Genomic DNA, 19,207 nt, shown 5'->3' with positions numbered 1-19,207 from the left:
ACCGGCATACACGCCCTGACCACCGAACAAGGCCTCGCACTCTTCGACACCGCGACCACCCTGACCACCCCAGCCCTCGTCCCGATCAAGCTCGATCTGAAAACGCTGCGATCCTCCACCGACGAACTCCCCGACCTCTTCCGGAGCCTGATCCGCACCACCACCCGCCGCACCGCGAGCACCAAGGCCGACCCGGGTGCGATACGCAAGAAGCTGGTCGGTCTCGAGCCTGCCCAGCAGGAGAAGGTGCTGCTGACGCTCGTGGTGGAGCACGCCGCGACCGTCCTCGGGCACGGCACACCGGATGCCGTCGACCCCGACAAGGACTTCCTGGAGGCGGGCTTCGATTCGCTGTCCGCGATGGAACTGCGGTCCACCCTCAACAGCGTCACCGGTCTTGGCCTGCCCCCCATGGTGATCTTCGACAACAAGACCCCCGCGGGGCTCGCCCGCTGCCTGCGGGACGCGTACACGGTGAGCGCCGGAGACCAGCAGACCGCGCAGCAGTTGGAACAGGACCGGAGTACGGACGAACGGGACACCGTCAGCGGGTTGTTCCGCAGCACCGTACTCGCCGGACAGACGACCAAGGCCTTCAACCTGCTGCGCGCGGTCGCCGACCTCCGGCCGACCTTCGACTCCTACGCAGAGATCGCCGGGGCACTCACCCCGGTGAAACTCGCCGACGGGCCCGCCCGCCCCCGGCTGATCTGCCTGAGCACGCCGATGGCGACCGGCGGGGTCCATCAGCACGCCCGGCTGGCCGCCCACTTCCGCGACGTCAGGTACGTGGCCACGCTGCCGACACCCGGGTTCGAGCCCGGCGAGAGTCTTCCCGCCTCGGTCGACGCACTGACCTCGGTGCTCGCGAAGTCCGTCCTGGCAGCGGCCGGAGGCGAGCCGTTCGTCCTGCTCGGCTACTCCTCCGGAGGGGTGCTCGCGCACGGCACCGCCGCCCGCCTGGAGCAGCAGCTGGGCACACCGGCGGCCGGTCTTGTCCTGGTGGACACCTACCGGGTCACCGAAGAGGCCGGCGGCGGAATGCAGGCCCACGTCTTCGAGCAGATGTCGGGCGCACTCGTCGACCGGGACTCGGAGTACAGCCTGTTCAACAGCACCGGGCTCTCCGCGATGCGGGCCTACTTCGATCTGCTTCCTCAGTTCGAGCTCGGCAGCATCAGCACGCCCGCCTTGTTCGTCGGCGCCGGGCAGTCCTTCCTCTCCGCGCCGGAGGACGACTCCTGGCAGGCCAGGCCGTGGGATGCCACCCACACCTACCGTACGGTCCCCGCGACGCACTTCTCCATCGTGGAGGAGGAGGCCGGGGACACGGCCAGGGTCGTCGAGGAGTGGGTCTCTGGGCTGGCATAGCTCTGTGGCTCCAGAAGATGGAGGTCCTGCGGTCCCACCACGTCCAATGGGCGCGTCGGACAGGGTCCGACTCTCCCATTAGGTGAAGTCCGCGACCCTATACACCAAACAGCACCCACAAACGACAGCTCCGGACTCATCGGCTGCCCTGCCCCCGGTCCAGATAAGCCAGTACCGCCAGCACCCGCCGGTTGTCGTCGTCCGACACCGGGAGGCCGAGCTTGCCGAAAATGTTCGACGTGTGCTTGGTCACCGCCCGTTCGGTGACGAAGAGCTGCGCCGCGATGGCCGCGTTCGACCTGCCCTGTGCCATCAGCTCCATGACCTCCCGCTCGCGCGGTGTCAGCCCGCCCAGCGGCTTGTCCTGGGCCCGGCGCGAAAGGAGCTGGGAGATCACCTGCGGGTCCATCGCCGTCCCGCCGGCCGCCACCCGCCGTACCGCGTCGACGAACTGCTCGGCGTCGAACACCCGGTCCTTGAGCAGGTAGCCGATGCCGCCGTTGCCGTCGGCCAGCAGCTCTCGGGCGTACAGCTGCTCCACGTGCTGGGAGAGGACGAGCACCGGCAGCCCCGGCCGCGCGCGGCGGGCCTCCAGTGCGCACTGGAGGCCCTCGTCGGTGTGCGACGGCGGGAGCCGGACGTCGACGACAGCGACGTCCGGCTGCAACTCGGCAAGGGCCCGGGACAGCTCGGGCCCGGTCTCCACGGCGGCCAAGATCTCGAAGCCGAAGGCTTCGAGCATGCGGACCAGGCCGTCGCGGAGCAGGAAGAGATCTTCGGCTAGGACAATTCGCAAGGGATCTCCATGGTCACCATGGTGGGGCCGCCCGCGGGACTGCTGACGGCCAGGATGCCGTCGAATGTACCGAGCCGGCGTTCGATACCGCTCAGGCCGGACCCGGCTCCGACCGCCGCCCCGCCGTGCCCGTTGTCGGTGACGGAGATCCACAGCATGCCGTCGGCGTGGTGGATGTCGGCGAGAACGCGGTCGGCCCCGGAGTGCTTGACCGCGTTCGTGAGGACCTCGCTCACCGCGAAGTACGCCGCCGACTCGACCGGCGCGTCCGGGCGGCGCGGCAGATCCACCGTGACCTCCGTCTCGATGGGCAGGCGCAGGGCCAACGCCCGTACCGCATCGCCGAGTCCGCGCTCCGCGAGCACCGGCGGGTGGATTCCGCGCACCAGATCCCGCAGCTCCGTCAGGGCTTCGGCGGACGACTCGCGGGCCATCACGAGGAGCTTCTTGGCCTGGGCCGGGTCCTTCTCGACGAGCGCCTCGATGGTGCCGAGGTTCATGCCCATGGCCACCAGCCGGGCCTGCGCGCCGTCGTGCAGATCCCGCTCGATGCGGCGCAGTTCGGCGGCCGAGCTGTCTACCGCGTCGTGCCGCGTCTCGGTGAGGTGGTCGACGCGCTGGGCGAGCGTCATTTTGTTGGTGGGGCCGAGCAGCGATTTGGTGAGGGCGAAATGGACACGCAGCAGAGGCGTGTTGTAGCGCACGGCCAAGTAAAAGATCACCAGGCCGAGGGCGACCGCGAGGAGTGCCGTCCCCTGGCTGTCGACGGCGATCGGGCCGTACCAGAACCCGCCGCCCTCGGTGAACAGCCGCCACAGCCCCGCCGCCAGCACCAGACTCTCGAACGGGTATACGAAGAGCGCGGCGGGCAACAGCGCGGTGACGCAGCCGGCCGTCATGTCCACCGGCAGCCACAGGATCTCCCGCCAGGTCGCCGGGTCCTTCAGCATCAGCACACACCGCTTGACCTGCCCGACGAACCCGCCGCGCAGGTCGGCGGGCATCCGGCGGTACGGCGTGAGGATGCGTACGTCCGACCAGTTCGCCGCGAGCAGCCGCCGCTGAGCGGTGTAGCCGCGCAGGGCGGTGAGAACGACAGGGGTGGTGAAGAGACCGATCCCGATCGGGATCAGCGCGAGGGAGACGACCGTCAACGCGAACAGGACGACCGAGGCCGTGACCGACATGATCATCAGTACAAGCCCTCGTACTCCGGCAAGGAAGGCACTGCCTACTTTGGTACCCACTAGTTGGTGTCCAACCCTTTCTCTACGGCCCGTCCGCCGGGCATGCGCACAGTCAGTCTCGTCCGAGCCGCCCGCCAAAGCCATTGGGTCTGGCACCCGCGTCGTGGTGTACCTACTACCACCTGTGCCCTGCCCGTACATCCCCGTAAGGGTCCCGGGATAGCAGCATGTGCGGAGCACGACAGACGCCCAGTCGCTCCGACACGCCCTGCGAGCCGCACTCTTCTCGGCGGTGTGCGTCATGACGATCAGCCGTGCGACATTCGTCCAGGTCCGGGCATGAAGCTCCGGTTTCGGGGCTGCTTGCGGCGTTCGCGGTGACGGGCGGTCTCGCCTGGGTGTCCCTCGGCGAGACCGAGGCTGCAACCGACCGCCGGCCGCACCGTCGGGGGTTTGAGTCCACCCCCGTTGGGGGCTCAGCCCCATCGGCGGAACTGGCTCGATGCTCGAGAATTGCTTACATGACATTCGATACCGCGTCGCTCCGTGACTTCGTCTGGCGCCGCCGGCTCCTCAGCACCGCCGCCCTCGTACTCACCACCGGAACGCTCGTCGCAGGTATTGCCCCGGCGAGCGCCACACCGGACCTCGGCAACCCCGTGGATGCCTTGAACCGCGGCGCCCAGTCGCTGTCCGACCTGAACGCACTGTGCAGCATGGTCGGAAGTGCGCGCGTCGTCGGTCTGGGCGAGGCCAGCCACAGCGCCCACGAGTTCTTCGCGCTCAAGCAGCGCCTCTTCCAACACCTGGTCGCCACCAAGGAGTTCACCACCTTCGCTTTGGAAACCAGCTGGAGCACCGGCCTGCGCCTGGACAACTACGTGGTGAACGGTGTCGGCGACCCGGCGCTGATCATGCGCGAGGAGTTCGTGGGGCAGTACGTCTTCTGGAACACCGACGAGTACCTCAACCTCATCCAGTGGATGCGCGACTACAACACCGCCTCCCCGCTACGGCCCAAGCTGCGTTTCGTCGGAAACGACCTCGGATACGCAGGGCCGGAGTCCTTCACCCGGGTCGCCGACTACCTCAGCGCCCACCGACCGGACCTGGCCGACCGCGTGAGCGCCCTCTACGCGGACATCAGGCCGGCTGCAGGGACCCTCGCAGGTACGTGGATGCACCAGCAGCTCGCCAAGGACCTGGCGCTGCGCAAGGCCGATGTGGAGCGCGCCGACGAGGCTCTTGCCATCCTGCGCAACGAGGGGCGGCCCCACGACGCCGGCAGCCGTAACACCGAGGCCTACGCGTGGGCCCTGCAGAACGCGACTGCCATCTTGCAGAGCTTCACCGGATACGCATTTTCCGACGAGCAGTTCCCCGAGCGGATGCGCTACCGCGACAAGGTGATGGCCGACAACACCGCCTGGTGGCTGGAGCATACGGGCGGCAAGATCCTACTCGCCTCGAACAACGGCCACGTCGCCTACACCAGCGACGACCCGGAGATGTTCCCCGTGCCGACAGGCGCGTTCCTGCGCGAGCGGCTCGGCGAGCGTTATGTGAACATAGGCCTGACCTTCAACCAGGGCAGCGTGAACGCACTGCCCGATTTCACTGCGGAACACCCCAAGATGTACACGGTCGTGCCGGCGCCGGAGGGCCACAACGAGCACACCCTGGACATGGTCCGCTTCCAGGACTACGCCATCGACCTGCGCACCGCCCCTGCCGCAGCCCGCACCTGGCTCATGACGGCCCGCCCCACCCGTTCCTACGGGCTGTACTGGTCTCCGGAGAACCCACCGACCAGCTTGGGCCGGTCGTACGACATCCTCGTCCACCTCCACCAGGTCAAGGCCGCTCACCTGCGGTGATGTCGACCGCCAGGACGGGTGTAGGACCGGTCGAGGTCCGGTGAAGCCCACCGGGCGCACCGGCCCCTCTTTCCCGGGTGCCCCGCAACGGTGCCCGGAGTCGGCTCGGCCTGCCCTCCCGTGTCATCGCCCGGCCGAGTGCGCGTACCCTTACACAGCGCCTGAGGCGACCCTTGGTGTAGAGGTCGCCGGTGTTGCCACCTCGGAGTGTCCGTTCGGCGATGGACTCGACACGTCCACCGAACACTTCGAGTTGCCAGTTCTTGTCACTTACATCCCTGTCACCAAACTCTTGTGAGGTACGTGTGCGCGTTCGACCGGTGCCCAGAGCGAGCGTCACTGTCGATGCCGACGGGTGCATGGACGTATTCGTGGCCCAGGACGTCGGGCGGTACGGACACCTGCGGTGCAGGCCCGTGGGTACGGCCATGTGGATAGCGCTGCGCCAGCACGACGGCGATGTGGACGCCGCAGCTGACATGCTCGCCTCGCTCTGGGGCACGGAGCCCGAGAACGTCCGCGCCGACCTGGGCATCTGGGTCGGCGAGATGCGCGATGCGGGGCTCGTGCGCGACGAAGCCTGATTTGGCGAACACGGCCACCTGTCGGCGGGGATGCCGGCGCGCTCCAGGGCTTCCCAGGCCACTTCGAGTGGTTCTGGCGGCCTGTGCGGGGTGCGGCCGTGTCAGGCCAGGCCGAGCTCTCGGTCGATGAAGTCGAAGAGGTCGTCAGCCGTCGCATCCTCGGTGAGCGGCTCGCGCGGTGCGGTGAGCGGTGTGATCCCCGGCGACCTGCCGGCGCCCAGGCGGGCCGTCAGCGTCTGCAGCCGTCCGGGGATCTTGTGCCGCTCGATGTCCTCGGCCGACAGCGCGGCAAGGGCCGCCTCGAGCCGGTCGAGATCGGCCAGTACGGACATGACCTGGCCGCCGCCGTTGTCCGGGCACAGCTCGTCGCGAAGGTAAGCGGCGAGCGCGGCCGGGTTGGCGTGATCGAAGATCATGGTCGACGGGAGCTTCCTGCCGGTCGCGACGGAGAGCCGGGTCCGCAGGTCGGTGGCGGCGACCGAATCGAAGCCGAGGTCGGTGAAGGGGCGGCCGGGCTCCAGCGCGGCCGGGTCCTCGTAGCCGAGCAGCGCGGCCACATGGGTGCGTACGAGATCCAGCAGCGCCCGGCTCTGCTGGGCGGGCGGCATCTCCGCCAGCCGCTGCGCGAACCTCTGGCTGTCCGGACCGGGTTCGGCCCCGGTTTCGCCGTCGAGGGCGGTCCGTACCTCGGGCAGGTCCTCGATGAGCGGGCGGGGCCGGGCCAGGGTGAACACCGGCGCGAAGCGGGACCAGTCGATGTCGGCGACGACCAGCGTGCTTTCGTCGTGGTCGAGGATCCGGCCGAGGGCGGCGGTCGCCAGCCGTGCCTCCATAGGCGGGGCGCCGATGCGGCTGAGGGCCGCACTCAGCTCCGCGTCGACCATGCCGCTATCCCACGAACCCCAAGCGACGGAGGTCGCGGTGGCGCCACGGGCACGCCGGCGGTGGGCGAGGGCGTCGAGGAAGGCGTTGGCGCTGCCGTAGGCGGTCTGACCGGCGCTGCCCCAGATCGCGGACCCCGAGGAGAACAGGACGAAGGCGTCCAGCGGGCGGTCGCCGAGCAGCTCGTCGAGGTGCAGGGCGCCGCCGACCTTCGCGTCGGCGACGGCGGCGAACTCGTCCAGGGTGAGGTCGGCCAGCGGTGCGATGCGCTGCATGACGCCGGCGGCGTGCACGACGGCGTGCAGCGGCCGGTTCTCGGGGATCGAGTCGAGCAGAGACCGCAGCGCCTCGCGGTCCGCGACGTCGCAGGCTTCGACCACAACCTCGGTGCCGCGTCCGGCGAGCTCGGCGACGAGCTCGGCGACGCCTTCGGCGTCAGCGCCACGGCGGCTGGTGAGCACCAGGCGCTCGGCTCCGCGGTCGGCGAGCAGGCGGGCCACGTGGGCTCCGAGCCCGCCGGTGCCGCCGGTGATCAGGGTCGTACCGCGCGGCCGCCAGTCGCGGACCGCACGGGCGGCGCCCAGCGGCGAGCGGACCATGCGGCGGCCGAGCAGGCGGTTGCCGCGAATCGCCAGTTGGTCTTCGCCGCCGGGTGCGGCGAGCACGGCGCACAGGGTTCGTACGGTGCCTTCGTCCACCGTGCCCGGCAGGTCCACCAGGCCGCCCCAGCGGTCTGGGTGGTCGAGGGTGAGCCCGGCGCCCATTCCCCAGACGGCCGCTTGCAGCGGCTCAGCGATCGGGTCGGTGCGGTCGGTGCCGACGGCCTGGGAGGTAGCGCACCACAGCGGTGCCTCGAATCCGGCGTCGCCGACAGCCTGCACGAGGTTGACGGTGGCGGCGGTACCGCGGCTCAGGGCGGCGTGGCCAGGGTGGCGGCGGTCGTCCAAGGCGAGCAGAGACAGTACTCCGGAGAGTCGGGGGTATATCCGCAGTTCCCCGGCGAGGGCAGCCCGGTCCTGATCCCCGACTTCGAGGCGTACGGTCCGCAGTCCCTGTGTGGCGAAGCCTTCATCGACGGCGCGGACTCGGGGGTCGTCGACGAGTCCGGCGGGGACGACGAGCAGCCAAGTCCCGTCCGGAGCGACCGGTGCGGGCACGGTGACCGGCTGCCAGGAGACCTTATAGCGCCAGCCATCCGTACGGGCCTGTTCGCGCCGCCGACGGCGCCAGTCCTTCATGGCGGGCAGGACTTCGTCCAGGGCCTGGGCGGGGACGCCGACCCAATCGGCCAAGGCGCCGGCGTCCTCGCGCTCCATTGCCTCCCACAGAGCGGTGTCCACAGCGTCGGGGGTAACGGCGTCGGCGGCTTGCCGAGTCTCGGGGTCCCGCCAGAACCACCGACGCTGGAAGGCATATGTGGGCAGCTCGACCCGGCGAGCGCCGCTGCCCGCGAAGAACGCCTCCCAGTCCACGGCCACACCACGGACATAGGCCCGGGCGAGGGCCGAAATGAGCTCCTGCTCCTCGTCCCGGTCCCGGCGCAGGGTCGGCACGAACGCGATGTCGGCCTCGCCGGCCACGCAGCCCGGCCCGGTCGCCGAGAGCGCCGCGTCGGGGCCGAGCTCCACGAACGTGGTGACGCCCTTGTCCTGGAGAACCACCACGGCGTCCAGGAAGCGCACGGCCTCCCGCACGTGACGCACCCAGTAGTCCGGGGAACTGAACTCGTCGGCACCCACCAGAGCCCCGGTCAGCGTGGAGACGATCTGGAGCTGCGGCGCCCCGTACGACAGTCGTGCCGCGACCGTGCGGAACTCCTCGAGCATCGGCTCCATCAGCGGCGAATGGAACGCGTGCGACACTTTCAACCGGTTGGTCTTGCGCCCCTTGGCCTCGAAATGCGCCTTCACCACGAGCACCGCGTCCTCGGCACCCGACACCACAACCGAGTCGAGGCCGTTGACCGCAGCGATGGTCACAGCGGCGGAGAGCAAGGGCAGGACTTCGTCCTCGGTGGCCTGGACGGCGACCATCGCACCGCCGGCCGGCAGCGCCTGCATCAGCCGCCCGCGGGCCACGACCAGCTCGGCCGCGTCCGCGAGGGACAGCACGCCGGCGACGTGTGCGGCAGCCAGCTCACCGATGGAGTGCCCAGCCAGGTAATCCGGCTTCACACCCCACGACGCGACCAGCCGGTAGAGCGCCACCTCGACGGCGAAGCAGGCGGCCTGCGTAAACTCCGTACGGTTCAGCGGCTCGGACTCCGAGCCCCAGACGACCTCGCGCAACGGCCGGTCCAGGTGCTGGTCCAGTGCCGCCACCAGCGCGTCGAACGTATCGGCGAAGACCGGGAAGGCAGCGTGCAGCCCGCGGCCCATCCCCGTGTGCTGAGCCCCCTGGCCGGAGAACAGGAACGCGGTCAGGCCGTCACCTCGGGCGGCGGTGGACTCTGTGATGCCGGGCGCGGGCTCTCCCTGGGCAAGGGCTTCGAGCCTGCGCAGGAGCTCCGCGCGGTCGGATGCGAGGACCACTGCCCGGTTTTGCAGCGCGGTGCGCGAGGTGGCCAGGGAGAAGGCGACATCCGCGAGACCGAGCTCGGGGCGGGCCGCCAGGTGCGCGGCGAGCTCGGCCGCCTGCGCGCGCAGGGCGCTGGTGCCCTTGCCGGAGAGCGCGAACGGAATGACCGTGGGCGTGGCGGCGGGCTCGCTGACCTTCTCGGCATCTTCCGCGGCGGCGGCCGGGGGCTCCTCGAGGATGACGTGGCCGTTGGTGCCGCTGAAGCCGAAGGACGATACGCCCGCCCGGCGCGGCCGACCGGGCGTCCGGGTCCATTCCCGCGCTTCGGTGAGGAGTTCGATGCGGCCTTCGGACCAGTTGACCTTGTCGCTGGGCTCATCGACGTGCAGCGTCTTGGGCAGTACGCCGTTGCGCATGGCCTCGACCATCTTGATGACGCCGGACACACCCGCGGCGGCCTGGGCGTGGCCGATGTTGGACTTGATGGATCCTAGCCACAGCGGCCGGTCCTCGGGACGGTCCCGGCCGTAAGTGGCCAGCAGCGCCTGCGCCTCGATCGGGTCGCCCAGGACGGTACCGGTGCCGTGCGCCTCGACTGCGTCGACCTGGTCGGCCGTCAGCCGGGCATCGGCGAGCGCCTGCCGGATCAAGCGGCGCTGAGAGGGACCGTTGGGGGCGGAAATACCGTTGCTGGCGCCGTCCTGGTTGACTGCCGAGCCGCGGACCACCGCGAGCACCGGATGGCCGTTGACCTGTGCGTCGGAGAGCCGCTCCACCAACAGCAGGCCAACGCCTTCGCCCCAGCCGGTTCCGTTCGCGGCGGCTGCGAAGGACTTGCAACGCCCGTCGGGCGACAGACCGCGGTCCTGGCTGAAGCCGACGAAGGAGTGTGGGTGGGCCATCACGGTCGCCCCGCCTGCGAGGGCCAGGGTGCACTCGCCGGAGCGCAGCGACTGGATCGCCAGGTGCAGCGCCACGAGCGAGGACGAGCAGGCCGTGTCCACCGTGACGGCAGGGCCTTCGAGGCCGAGGGAGTAGGCGATCCGTCCGGAGGCGACGCTGGCCAGGCTGCCTGTGCCGCCGCCCACGAGGTAGTCGTGGTAGACGATTCCGGCGAAGACGCCGGTCTTCGACTCCTTCAAGGTGGCGGGGTCGATGCCCGCCCGCTCCAGAGCCTCCCACGCGGTCTCCAGGAGCAGCCGCTGCTGCGGGTCGGTCTCCTTGGCCTCCTTCGGGCTGATCTTGAAGAAGTCGGCGTCGAACTCCCCGGCGTCATGAAGGAATCCGCCCTCGCGGGAATACGACTTGCCGGGCGTGGCGGGCTCCGGATCGTAGAGACCCTCCGTGTCCCAACCGCGGTTCCCTGGGAAGTACGAGATGGCGTCCCGACCGGAATGCACGAGCTGCCACAGCTCCTCGGGCGAGCTGACGCCGCCCGGGAAGCGGCAGCTCATCGCCACGATCGCGATCGGCTCGTGCTCTTTGGCCTCGGCCTCGCGCAGCTGGCGCTTGGTCCGCTTGAGATCGGCGGTGGCGCGCTTGAGATAGTCGCGGAGCCGGTCGTCGTTCCCCATTATGAACCATTCTCGAGGTTGTCCAGGGCCAGGAAGAGTTCGTCGTCGGTGGCCGACTCGAAGTCGCCGTCCGCCTCGTCGACCGCTGCCCCGCTGCGGGAGTCCCGCCAGTTACGCAGGACCGCCTCGAGCCGCGCGGTGATCATCGCGGTGTCGCCGTTCACGTTCGGGACTGCCGCGAGGGCGGCTTCGATGCGGTCCAGTTCGGCCAGGATCGGCTGCGCCGCACTGATGTGCGCCTGGTGGTCGGACGCCAGAAGGCAGTCGGTGACGGCTTGGGAGTTGGGATGGTCGAACGCCAGGGTCGCCGGCAGGGCGATCCCGGTGGTCGAGGTGAGCCGCTTGCGCAGCTCGCTGGCGCCCACCGAGTCGAAGCCCAGCTCGATGAAGGCCCGGCCCGGCTCCACGTCGTCGATCGTCTCGTGTCCGAGAATCGCGGCGACCTGCTGCCGTACCAGCTTCAGTGCGGCGCGCTCGCGCTCGCCGTTCGGCAGGGCGAGCAGCTCGCGCCAGCTTTCGGTGGCCGCCGCGAGGTCCGCTGCTGCGGTCTGGTCGACCCCGGCGCCGCCGAGGACGACGCTCTCGCCGGTGATCTCCGCGAGCCAATAGGGGCGGCGCTGGAAGGCGTACGTGGGCAGGTCGACCCGGCGGGCGCCGGTACCAGCGAAGAACGCCGCCCAGTCCACACCCACACCGGCGACATGCAACTCGGCCAGCGCCGAGACCAACTCACGCTCTTCAGAACGATCACGACGAAGAACAGGAACAAAGGTGCCCTCAACCGACTCCTGACCCATCACCGAAAGCACCGCATCCGGACCCAACTCCACAAAAGTACCCACACCAGCCCCCACCAACGCCTGAACACCATCCGCGAAACGAACCACCTCACGCACCTGCCGAACCCAATACTCCGGATCCGTCAACCCCGACACCAACCCACCCGTAACAGAAGAAACCACCGGAACCACCGGCTCCGAATACGACAACCCCCGCGCAACCACACCGAACTCCTCCAACATCGGCTCCATCAACACCGAATGAAACCCATGCGACACCGTCAAACGACTCGCCCTACGACCCTCCCCCTCAAAATGCGCCTTCACCGCCAACACCGCATCCACACCACCCGACACCACCACCGAAGCCGGACCATTCACCGCAGCAATACCCACCCGCTCCGACACGAACGGCAACACCTCCGCCTCCCCCGCCTGCAACGCCACCATCGCACCACCACCCGGCAACGCCTGCATCAAACGCCCACGCGCCCACACCAACCTCGCCGCATCAGCCAACGAAAAAACACCCGCAACATGCGCCGCAGCCAACTCACCAACCGAATGACCAGCCACAAAATCAGGCCGCACCCCCCACGACTCCAACAACCGGAACAACGCCACCTCCACCGCGAACAACGCAGGCTGAGCAAACTCCGTCCGATCAAGAACATCACCATCCACACCCCACACCACCCCCCTCAACGACACATCCAACTCCGCAAGCACCGCATCGAACGCACCCGCGAACACCGGAAACACCTCATACAACCCACGCCCCATCCCCAACCGCTGCGCACCCTGACCCGTAAACAAGAAAGCCGTCAAGCCACCGGACGGGCGGGCGGTGCCCTTGACCACGCCGGCCGGCTCCGCTCCGTCCGCGAGTTCGTTCAGCAGCCGGAGCGCCTGGCCACGGTCCGCGCTGACCACTGCGGCGCGGTGTTCGAGCGCCGTGCGTGAGGTGGCCAGGGAGAAGCCGACGTCCGCGAGACCGAGCTCGGGGTGGGTTTTCAAGTAGGCGGCGAGCTTGGCTGCTTGGTCCCGCAGCGCGTTGGAGGTGCGCGCGGAGAGCAGCCAGGGCGTGACCGCGGACGCGGACACATCCGATGCCGTCGCCTGCGTCGGCTCCGGTGCCTGCTCCACGATGACGTGCGCATTCGTGCCGCTGATCCCGAAGGAGGAGACGGCCGCGCGCCGGGGCCGGTCGGTCTGCGGCCAGTCACGGGTTTCGGTGAGCAGGCCGACCTCTCCGGCAGACCAGTCCACCTGGTCCGAGGGCTTCTCAGCGTGCAGGGTCTTGGGCAGTACGCCGTTGCGCATCGCCTCGACCATCTTGATGATGCCCGCGACGCCCGCCGCGGCCTGGGTGTGGCCGATGTTGGACTTGATGGAGCCGAGCCACAGTGGCGGCCGGTCCGCCGGGCGCCCCTGGCCGTAGGTTGCGAGGATCGCCTGCGCCTCGATCGGGTCGCCCAGGACAGTGCCGGTGCCGTGTGCCTCGACCGCGTCGACGTCGGTGGCGGTCAGTCCGGCGTTGGCGAGGGCCTGACGAATAACCCGCTGCTGGGAGGGGCCGTTGGGAGCGGAGAAGCCGTTGCTGGCGCCATCTTGGTTGACAGCGGAGCCGCGGACCACCGCGAGTACGGGGTGGCCGTTGGCCTGCGCGTCGGAGAGCCGCTCCACCAGCAGCATGCCCACACCCTCGGAAAATCCGGTGCCGTCCGCCCCTGCCCCGAAGGATCGGCAGCGGCCGTCGACAGACAGGCCCTGCTGGAGGCCGAACTCGACGAGCACCTCGGGCGTCGCCATGACGGTCACACCACCGGCGAGGGCCAGGGTGCACTCGCCGGAGCGCAGCGACTGGATCGCCAGGTGCAGCGCCACGAGCGAGGACGAGCAGGCCGTGTCCACCGTCACGGCAGGGCCTTCGAAGCCGTACGTGTAGGACAGACGGCCCGAGGCGATGGATCCGGTCGCGCTGGAGCGGCTGTAGTCGTGGTGCATGGTGCCGATGAAGACGCCGGTCGGGCTGCCCCTGAGCTCGGTCAGGTCGATGCCGGCCCGTTCCAACAGCTCCCAGGACGTCTCCAGCAGCAGTCGCTGCTGGGGGTCCATGGTCAGTGCGTCGTTCGGGCTGATGCCGAAGAATGCGGCGTCGAACTCGGCGGCGTCGTAGAGGAATCCGCCGGAGCGCGTGTACGTCTTGTCGGGGGTTCCGGGCTCGGGGTCGTAGATGCCCTCGATGTCCCAGCCCCGGTCGGTCGGGAACGCCGAGACGGTCTCGGCGCCCCGGGCCACCAGGCGCCACAGGTCCTCGGGCGTCTGGACGCCGCCGGGGTAGCGGCAGGACATCGCCACAATCGCGATCGGCTCATCGGATGCGCCGACCGCGGCGACGGGTGTGGTGGCGGTCGTCCCGGACGCGCCGAGCGCGGTCTCCTTGAGGTACTGGGCCGCCGCGCGGGCGGTGGGGTAGTCGAAGACCAGAGTGGCGGCAAGCCGCAGCCCGGTGTCCGCCGACAGCCGGTTGCGCAGTTCGACGGCGGTCAGCGAGTCGAAGCCGAGCTCCTTGAATGCCCGGTCGGGTTCGACGGGCGCGGCCGAGTCGTGGCCGAGCACGCCGGCCACGTGGGTGCGCACGAGCTCGAGCAGCAGGCCGTCATGCTCCTTACTGGGCAGCCGGGCGAGTCGGTCGGCCAGCGCGGTTCCGTTCGAGGGGCCGCCGGAGCGTGCGGACTTGCGACCGGGCACGCGTACGAGGTCGCGCAGGACGCCGGGCACGAGCCCGATGGCGGCCTGTGCGCGCAGGGCGGCCACATCGTGGCGGAACAGCAGCAGCAGCGCCGCGTCGGAGGCGAACGCCTGGTCGAACAGGGCCAGTCCCTCGGCGGTCGACATAGCGGGGAAGCCCTGGCGACGCAGCCGGTCGATGTCGGCTTCGTCGAGGGTCCCGGTCATGCCCGTGCCTTCGGCCCACAAGCCCCAGGCCATGGAGGTGGCAGGGCGGCCGGCTGCCCTGCGATGGGCGGCGAGGGCGTCCAGGAAGACGTTGGCGGTGGCGTAGTTGGCCTGTCCGGCCGCGCCGAGGATGCCGGCGGCGGAGGAGAACAGGGCGAAGAGCGCGAGGTCTCGGTCCGCCGTGAGCTCGTGCAGGTGCCAGGCGGCGTCGGCTTTGGGGGCGAGTACGGCGTCCATCCGCGCGGGAGTGAGCGAGCCGAGGACCCCGTCGTCGAGCACGCCCGCCGAGTGCACCACGCCGGTGAGCGGGTGCGCATCGGGAATGGCCTCGAGCACGACGGCCAGAGCGTCCCGGTCGGAGACGTCGCAGGCGGTGAGGGTGACGGTGGCTCCCGACTCGGTGAGTTCGGCGCTCAGCCGGGCCGCTCCCGGCGCGTCCGGGCCGCGGCGGCTGGTGAGGACCAGATGCCGGACGCCGTGCTCGGCGACCAGATGGCGGGCGACCAAGGCTCCCAGGCCGCTGGTGCCGCCGGTGACCAGGACGGTGCCCTGCGGGTCGAGCGCAGGGGCAGCCTCGGCCACAGCCTCCTCGGCGCGGACCAGCCGGGGGGTGTAGGGACGGCCGCCGCGCAGCGCCAGTTCGGCCTCGCCGGTGGCGAGCGCGGCGGGGATCGCCTGCCGGGACTCGTCGAGGCCGTCGAGGTCGAGGAGGGTGAACAGGCCGGGGTTCTCGGCCTGTGCCGCACGTACCAGGCCCCACACGGGAGCGGCCACGAGGTCGGGCGCGGCATCGTCGCCTTCGGTGGCGGTCACCGCCCCGCGGGTCACCAGCACCAGCCGCGAGGCGGCCAGTCGCTCATCAGCGGTCCATGCCTGCAGGATGGCGAGGGTGTCGTGCGCGAGCGCGCGCACGGCCTGCGGTACAGGGCCCTGCGGCGCCGTACGACACAGGAGGACCGCGTCGGGGACGGCGACGCCCTGGTCGAGTGCGGCGCCCAGGGACGCGAGGTCGGGGTGGTAGGCGGCGACGCCCAGGGCGAGGGTGTCGGCGCCAACCACGGTGATGGCGGGCTCGGCGGATCTCTTGGCGTCGGCGGGAATCGGCGTCCAGACCGGGCGGTACGGCAGTTCACGGCGTCCTCCCGCGGAGTGCAGCTGCTCCGGGGATACCTTCTTCGCGACAATCGAGCCGACGCTGAGGACCGGGCTGCCGCTCTCGTCGGCAGCCTGCAGGAGCGTGTTGCCCCGACTGTCGGTGACCAGCCGTACGCGCAGCGCCGTCGCGCCCGCCGCGTGCAGGGACACTCCGGTCCAGGCGAAGGGGAGAACCGTTTCGTCGCTCTCCTCGCCGACCAGGTCCGCGTGCAGCGCTGCGTCGAGCAGCGCCGGGTGGAGGCCGAACTGACGGGCGTCGGAGTGCGCCTGCTCGGGCAGGGCCACCTCGGCGAAGATCTCCTCGCCGCGCCGCCAGGCGGCGGTGAGTCCCTGGAAGACCGGGCCGTAGGCGTAGCCACGGGCGAAGAGCCGCTCATAGGCGCCGTCCACGGCGATCGCCTGCGCGTCCTTCGGTGGCCATGCGGCCAGGTCGAAGGCGGGGTCGGGGGCACCGGTGGTGAGCACACCGGTGGCGTGGCGGACCCACGGTGTGTCCTCTCCGTCGGCACGGGAGTAGATGGTGACCGGGCGCGCCCCGGCCTCGTCCACAGCGCCCAGCAGCACCTGGAGGACGACACCACAGCTGTCGCGGAACACCAGCGGGGCCTGCAAGGTGAGTTCGCCCAGGACGTCACAGCCGGCTTGGTCGCCGGCGCGGATCGCCAGTTCGACGAAGGCGGTTCCCGGCAGAAGCACGCTGCCCAGCGCCTCGTGGTCGGCGAGCCAGGGGTGAGTCTGGAGGGAGAGCCGGCTGGTGAAGAGGTACCCGCCGGTCCCGGCGGGCTCGATGGCCGCACCGAGCAGCGGGTGTTCGACAGCGAGCTGGCCGAGGTCGGTGACCCCTCTGCCGAGCCATGGGACGTTCGTCCAGTAGCGCTTGCGCTGGAAGGCGTAGGTGGGCAGGTCGGTGGTGTGAGCTCCGGTTCCGGCGAAGAACGTGGTCCAGTCGACCGGCGCCCCGTGGACCCAGGCCTCGGCGAGCGAACGGGCGAACCGGGCAAGGCCGTCCTCGTTGCGGCGCAGCGACCCGACGGTCACTGCGGACTTCTCCGCCGCGTCGATGGTCTCCTGGATTCCGTTCTTCAGGATGTGGTGCGCCGTGGGCTCCACGAACAGCGTGAAGCCGTCGCGCAGGAGGGCGTGGGTAGCCTCCTGGAACCGTACGGTCTGGCGCAGGTTGGTGTACCAGTACTCCGCGTCGAGCCCGGCGGTGTCCAGGAGGGCGCCGGTCACGGTGGAGTAGAAGGGCAGACGGGTGGAGCGGGGGGTGACGGGTGCCAGGACGTCGAGGAGTTCATCGCGGATCTCGGCGACGAAGTGGGAGTGCGAGGCGTAGTCCACCGGGATCCGGCGGGCGCGCACGCCCTCCTCGGTCAACTGGGTGAACAGTTCGTCGAGCGCGGCGACCTCGCCGCAGACGACGACGATGCCAGGGCCGTTGACGGCAGCCAGCTGGAGCCTGCCCTGCCAGCTCTCCAGGCGTTCGCCGATCTGCGCCGCCGAGAGCGGTACGGAGATCATGCCGCCCTTGCCGCCCAGCTTCTCCTTGATGATCTTGCTGCGGAGGGCGACGACGCGGGCGCCTTCCTCGATCGAGAGGGCCTGGGCGACGGTCGCTGCGGCGACCTCGCCCTGTGAGTGGCCGATGACGGCCGCGGGCTCCACGCCGTACGAGCTCCACAGCGCCGCGAGGGAGACCATCACGGCCCAGAGCACCGGCTGGACGACGTCTACGCGCTCGAGGTTCGGCTGGCCGTGCGCACCGCGCAGGACGCCGATGAGGTCCCAGTCGACGAAAGGTTCCACGGCGCGGGCGCAGTCCGCCATCCGCTCGGCGAACACCGGTGACTCGTCCAGCAGCTGGACGGCCATGCCCTCCCACTGCGAGCCCTGCCCTGGGAAGACGAAGACCGTGCGGGGTGCGACGCTCACCGCACCGCGGACGACAGCGCCGCCGATGTTGCCCTCCACGAGTGCGTCGAGGCCCGCCAACAGCCCGGCACGGGGGTCGCCGATGATGACCGCCCTGTGGGCCAGAGCGGCCCGGGTGGTGGCGAGTGACAGGCCGATGTCGACCGCTCGTTCCTCGGGTCGGTCCGCGACGTGTTCGCGCAGCCGCTCGGCCTGCGCCTGCAGACCGGCCGCGCTCTTTCCTGAGACGAGCCACGGAACTACCGGAGGAAATTCCTTACTACCCACCAGGCCACCCTCTTTGGATCCGTTTGAATTCAAAATTCGTCGTAACGACGGGCAATGCGACGCTACTGAAGCAGGACCTGGCGGCAAACCCCAGAAATGCCTGCCGAGCCACCCCTACCCAGCGAGTGAAATCAGCCGGATCAAAGGGGCATTCTTCACCGTCTGGAGCCGAGCTCGCGAGTGCTCGAGGAGATGTGATTCTTGATGGACTGCAGCACCTGCGCCGCCTGGGAATTGAGATAGAAGTGGCCGCCGGGGTACACCTGCAGCTCGAAGGCGCCTCTGGTGTGCCTGCCCCAGGCGCGCGCCTCGTCGAGGGTCACCTGGGGGTCGTTGTCGCCGGTGAGCGCGACGATTGGGCAGGACAACTCGGGTCCGCCCTGGAATCGATAGGTCTCGGCCGCCCTGTAGTCGCTGCGCAAGGCCAGAAGGATCATGTGGAGGATCTCCGGATCGCCCAGCACTTGGCTGTCGGTGCCGCTGAGTCGGCCGATGTCCGCGATGAGTTGGTCGTCGGTCAGCTGGTGGACGCGCTCGTCCCTGATCTGCGACGGCGCGCGGCGCCCGGAAGCGAACAACCCCGTCAGCGTGACACCGTGCTCCTCGAGCTTCCTGCCCACCTCGAAGCCGATCGAGGCGCCCATGCTGTGGCCGAACAGTGTCAGCGGGCGGTCAGCCCACGGCAGCAGCTGCGGCACCAGCTCATCGGCCAGCTGGTGTATGTCGTCGATGCACGGTTCGTGACGCCGGTCCTGCCGTCCCGGGTACTGGACGGCGACGACGTCCATCTCCGGGGTCAGCGCCTGTGAGACCGGGAAAAAGTACGAGGCCGAGCCACCGGCGTGCGGAAAGCACACCAGTCGGGTCGCAGCATCCGGCGCGGGATGGAACCGTCGGATCCAGGCACCGGTGTCCGATGAAAATCCTGCCATTCCCTCGACATCCCTTCGGGTTAAGGAATCGGCCGCCCATGCGGGCGATTCGCAGAGTGTTTTCCTGGACGCCGGAGCAAGCGGGGCGTCAGTTCAGCACCCCCGGCCCCCTGTGCTGTCCTCACTATTCAAGAGAGATCGGCTCCGCATCTCTACCGCTCAGACCCCTGAAGAGGGCTGCGGCACCCCTAACCTCGGTTCCCTGCGATGATCGCCGAGGGGATTGCCCGAGCAACCGGCCGGCCCGGAACACAGGTCAACGGCCGGGGGGCCCCCGCGGGAGGGATGGGGGCCGCCCGCCGGGGGGGGGGTTCAATTAGACACGCCATGGCGGGGGCGCGGGGGTTCCGAATAGGGGTTACTACGCTGGGGTGTGGTGTTTCGCGGGGGAGG

General features: G+C 69.8%; 7 protein-coding genes and 2 pseudogenes. 3 read left to right on the top strand and 6 right to left on the bottom strand.

What is annotated here, in order from left to right; translation table 11 throughout:
* Nucleotides 1–1,371 (top strand): thioesterase domain-containing protein (locus ACFWUR_RS29100; protein ID WP_378911098.1); only part of this gene is annotated, 1,371 nt, incomplete at its 5' end.
* 136 nt (nt 1,372–1,507) lie between these two features.
* Here the strand turns inward: ACFWUR_RS29100 and ACFWUR_RS29095 are convergent.
* Both ACFWUR_RS29095 and ACFWUR_RS29090 read right to left on the bottom strand, forming a co-directional pair.
* Nucleotides 1,508–2,167 (bottom strand): LuxR C-terminal-related transcriptional regulator, encoded by a 660-nt coding sequence (locus ACFWUR_RS29095; RefSeq protein WP_378911097.1) that lies wholly within the window; start codon nt 2,165–2,167, stop codon nt 1,508–1,510.
* Nucleotides 2,152–3,354 (bottom strand): sensor histidine kinase, encoded by a 1,203-nt coding sequence (locus tag ACFWUR_RS29090; RefSeq protein ID WP_378911096.1) that lies wholly within the window; start codon nt 3,352–3,354, stop codon nt 2,152–2,154. Before ACFWUR_RS29090 ends, ACFWUR_RS29095 begins: the two co-directional genes overlap by 16 nt.
* Before the next feature lie 521 nt (nt 3,355–3,875).
* Here ACFWUR_RS29090 and ACFWUR_RS29085 point away from each other — a divergent pair.
* Both ACFWUR_RS29085 and ACFWUR_RS29080 read left to right on the top strand, forming a co-directional pair.
* Nucleotides 3,876–5,231 carry an erythromycin esterase family protein gene (locus ACFWUR_RS29085; RefSeq protein WP_378911095.1) on the top strand — a complete coding sequence of 452 codons (1,356 nt, stop codon included), beginning with the start codon at nt 3,876–3,878 and terminating at the stop codon, nt 5,229–5,231.
* Nucleotides 5,232–5,590: 359 nt separating this feature from the next.
* The gene (locus tag ACFWUR_RS29080; protein WP_378911093.1) at nt 5,591–5,815 is read left to right on the top strand and encodes a PqqD family peptide modification chaperone; all 225 of its coding nucleotides are present in this window, start codon (nt 5,591–5,593) and stop codon (nt 5,813–5,815) included.
* A 101-nt stretch (nt 5,816–5,916) separates the two neighbouring features.
* Here the strand turns inward: ACFWUR_RS29080 and ACFWUR_RS29075 are convergent.
* The 4 genes and pseudogenes from ACFWUR_RS29075 to ACFWUR_RS29060 form a co-directional block, all read right to left on the bottom strand.
* Nucleotides 5,917–10,776: pseudogene (locus ACFWUR_RS29075) on the bottom strand (type I polyketide synthase); the annotation flags it as partial.
* Nucleotides 10,777–10,787: 11 nt separating this feature from the next.
* Nucleotides 10,788–14,468, bottom strand: coding sequence for a beta-ketoacyl synthase N-terminal-like domain-containing protein (locus tag ACFWUR_RS29070; protein WP_378911099.1), 3,681 nt, complete (start codon nt 14,466–14,468; stop codon nt 10,788–10,790).
* An 81-nt stretch (nt 14,469–14,549) separates the two neighbouring features.
* Nucleotides 14,550–17,615: pseudogene (locus tag ACFWUR_RS29065) on the bottom strand (SDR family NAD(P)-dependent oxidoreductase); the annotation flags it as partial.
* A 422-nt stretch (nt 17,616–18,037) separates the two neighbouring features.
* Nucleotides 18,038–18,814, bottom strand: coding sequence for a thioesterase II family protein (locus ACFWUR_RS29060; RefSeq protein ID WP_378911092.1), 777 nt, complete (start codon nt 18,812–18,814; stop codon nt 18,038–18,040).
* Nucleotides 18,815–19,207 lie beyond the last annotated feature (393 nt).

This window comes from Nocardia sp. NPDC058633, from assembly GCF_042717045.1.
Taxonomy (GTDB): domain Bacteria; phylum Actinomycetota; class Actinomycetes; order Mycobacteriales; family Mycobacteriaceae; genus Nocardia.
The sequence above is the reverse complement of the archived record's forward strand: the minus strand, read 5'-3'. Positions and strand labels throughout refer to the sequence as shown.